The following is a 2,905-nucleotide window of genomic DNA, read 5'->3' on the forward strand; positions in this document are numbered from 1 at the left end:
CAACTGCACCAGCTCGGCGAGTACCTCGACGCGCCGATCGTGCAGGGCTCGACCACCAACAAGGAACGGGAACGGCTCTTCGAGGCGTTCCGCACGGGCGAGCTGCGCACCCTGGTCCTGTCCAAGGTCGGCAACTTCTCCATCGACCTGCCCGAGGCGGCGGTCGCCATCCAGGTGTCCGGGACCTTCGGGTCCCGGCAGGAGGAGGCGCAGCGGCTGGGGCGGGTGCTGCGACCGAAGGCCGACGGGCGGCAGGCCCACTTCTACACCGTCGTCTCCCGGGACACGATCGACACGGAGTACGCGGCGCACCGGCAGCGGTTCCTCGCCGAGCAGGGGTACGCGTACACGATCGTGGACGCGGACGACGTGCTGGGACCGAAGCTGCCCACGGTCGACTGACCGTCCTCGGTCAGGTGGCCCTGAACGGCTCACCCGATCATCACCGAAAGGTCGCGTCTTCGGTGGCCGTCACCCCCGGGACATCCTGTGGCGTGTCTGCCACCACCCTGACGACCCTGCGGTTCGCGGGCATCCATTGCGGCCGGTGTCGCGCAACCAGGTGCAGGGCGGCGATCACGCAGGCCATGTAGGTGAGGTCACCGCCCAGCAGGATCAGGGTGGCACCGAGCGGCGCGTCCGCGGCGTTCGTGTCGTCGACGACGTCCAGGCCGCCTGTGGCAGCCGTGGCGACGAAGGCGAACAGATTGGTCGCCGCGTGTGCGGCGATGGACACCTCGAGACCTCCGGTCCGGATGACCAGCAACGCCCAGATGATGGCACCGACGAACAGGGCCACGAACCCGGACCAGGTGCCGAGGCCGTGCAGCAGGGTGAACGCCAGGGCGGAGCCGATGATGCCGACCCAGCGGTGGTACGCCCCGAGGGCTTGCAGGAGGAACCCGCGGGCGACGTACTCCTCACCGGCCGCCTGCAGCGGAACCAGGACGACGAGCAGCAGCGTGAGCCCGAGGAACCGCCACGGGTCGATAGTCAGCCGCACCTCGGCCCCGTCGTCGTAGACCAGGACCAACGCCGCCATGATCAGGACTGCCACGGCGACGGCCAGGCATCCGCACACGGCGAACCATCGCCAGCGCAGCCGACCGGCCACGGAGTGCAGCGTCCCTGCCGGCCGCCGCTGCACCAGTCGCGCGACACCGAGGGTGACCGGGATGAACAGGGCAAGTGACGCCAGCGCCAGGATGTTGTCGACCAAGGGACTGCCGATCGACGCACTGTCGTCGATCCGTCCGCCGAGCGCCCATGTCACGGCGAGGCCGATGGACACCAGCCCACATGCCGCCACGGCGGCGACCAACAACACGGCCAGCACGGCGGCCGGTGGCGTCCACCACCGATGGAAGCCCAGTCGCGCCAGCCGATCGTAGGTCAGCTGCTTTTCCACCTGCACGGACTAGACCGCTGGCCGGTCGGATCGATCCTCGTCGTCCTGCGGGGACGATCTACGGGCACCACCGACGATCGCGATCCAGTCGGCGGCCACGACCAACAGCAGGACACAGATTCCGAACAAGGAGAAAGTAATGCCGTGGCCGAGCATCACGGATGCCGCTGCGGCAATTCCCCAGAACAGAACCAGCAAGGCTGTGCGGACCATCCATCGGCGTACCGGAGATAACGGATTCAGCATGGTTCCTGCGCTCATTCTCCATGTGCTCGACCGACGTCGTCGACCTTCGATCGACCATCATCGCATGCCTCCTCGCGCACGGGGTGGCCCGCCTGCACAAAGCGGACGAGCCACCCTTGGCGCATCGAAGGCACCTGGCTAAAGGTTGGCGACGCAGCCCGCTCCGGCGATAGCGATCGCGACCTTGATGTCCTCGGCGATACCAGCCGGGTTACCGCCGTACGCCTTGTACAGCGCGTTCAGCGCCCCAGCGGAGCACTGCGCCGACTTGTACCAGGCCCACTTCCCCGACTTCTTCGCGATGTCGACGATCTGCTTCCAGTACTTCTTGACGAACTTCGCGATCGCGCTGGGGATGCCGAACGGCTCCGCGTCCGAGACGTCGGTCACCGCGCCGCCCTGGTTCAGGTCGTTGAACACCTGCACACTGTGCTGCAGGGCCGCGAGCGCCTGAGCGTCGAGGTCGCTGGCGACCTGCGCCGGCACGGCCAAGCGGAGGTTGCCCCCACGGTCGGCGACGAGGTAGGGCTCGACCGCATCCACCGTCGCCGCGAACGTGTCCGGGTCCTCCGTCGCCGCCTTGGCGACCGGATCCGCGATGGCGACACCTGCCGTCCGGTTCGCTGCGATCGGCACGCTGACGTCCGTAGCCGCCGCCGCGGTGCCGGCGAAGCCGAAGACCGAGGCGACCATCGTCGCCACCAGGACTCCCACTGCCCTTTTCAATCTCACTTCAGTTTCCTCCCGTGTGATTTCCGCACCAACAGGGAGGCGACACATTGAGCGCGTCTGTGCGACAACGCACGGTAGCGCGATGGCAGTCATGATGACGCCGAAACTCAATGCGGTGAAGAGCGCATCCCCCGTTGATGCGGCAGCGTCAATTGCTGCGAGAAGGACACTAGGGCAACGGTGCGGTTCGCTGCAGTCCCGGTCATTGCCGCAACACTGTGCAGAGTGTTGCCTTGATTGATTTCCTTGATTCTGTTGATCGACGCACCGGCCGGTGAGCTGGTGAATCGAACGACAACGCAATCGGCGGGCCTGCGGCGAACCAGGCAATGAGATTTAACGGTTCGTTAGCAAGTTGCGGGCCTGGGACTGGGGCCTGGTCGTCTACGACGAGGTGCACCTGCTGCCCGCGCCGATCTTCCGCTTCACCGCGGACCTCCAGGCCCGCCGCCGGCTAGGGCTGACAGCGACCCTGGTACGCGAGGACGGCCGGGAGGGCGACGTGTTCAGCCTGATCGG

General features: G+C 67.0%; 4 protein-coding genes and 1 pseudogene. 2 read left to right on the plus strand and 3 right to left on the minus strand.

Going from position 1 to position 2,905, the window contains the following annotated elements:
* Positions 1-402, plus strand: a 402-nt coding sequence (locus AB0I76_RS26600; RefSeq protein ID WP_357040881.1) for a helicase-related protein, incomplete at its 5' end; no start/stop codon positions are given.
* 40 nt (positions 403-442) lie between these two features.
* On the opposite strand, the gene AB0I76_RS26605 is transcribed toward AB0I76_RS26600, so the two are convergent.
* From AB0I76_RS26605 to AB0I76_RS26615, 3 genes are all read right to left on the minus strand, one after another.
* Positions 443-1,408 carry a type II CAAX endopeptidase family protein gene (locus AB0I76_RS26605; RefSeq protein ID WP_357040884.1) on the minus strand — a complete coding sequence of 322 codons (966 nt, stop codon included), beginning with the start codon at positions 1,406-1,408 and terminating at the stop codon, positions 443-445.
* Positions 1,409-1,417: 9 nt separating this feature from the next.
* Positions 1,418-1,669 carry a hypothetical protein gene (locus tag AB0I76_RS26610; RefSeq protein ID WP_357040887.1) on the minus strand — a complete coding sequence of 84 codons (252 nt, stop codon included), beginning with the start codon at positions 1,667-1,669 and terminating at the stop codon, positions 1,418-1,420.
* A 123-nt stretch (positions 1,670-1,792) separates the two neighbouring features.
* A complete protein-coding gene (locus AB0I76_RS26615) occupies positions 1,793-2,347 on the minus strand; it encodes a hypothetical protein (RefSeq protein WP_357040890.1) in 555 nt (184 codons plus the stop codon).
* A gap of 406 nt (positions 2,348-2,753) precedes the next feature.
* Between AB0I76_RS26615 and AB0I76_RS26620 the strand changes: the two are divergent.
* A pseudogene (locus AB0I76_RS26620) lies at positions 2,754-2,905 on the plus strand (ATP-dependent helicase); the annotation flags it as partial.

Origin of the sequence: Micromonospora sp. NPDC049799 (assembly GCF_040656655.1) — a bacterium.
Classification (GTDB): Bacteria; Actinomycetota; Actinomycetes; order Mycobacteriales; family Micromonosporaceae; genus Micromonospora.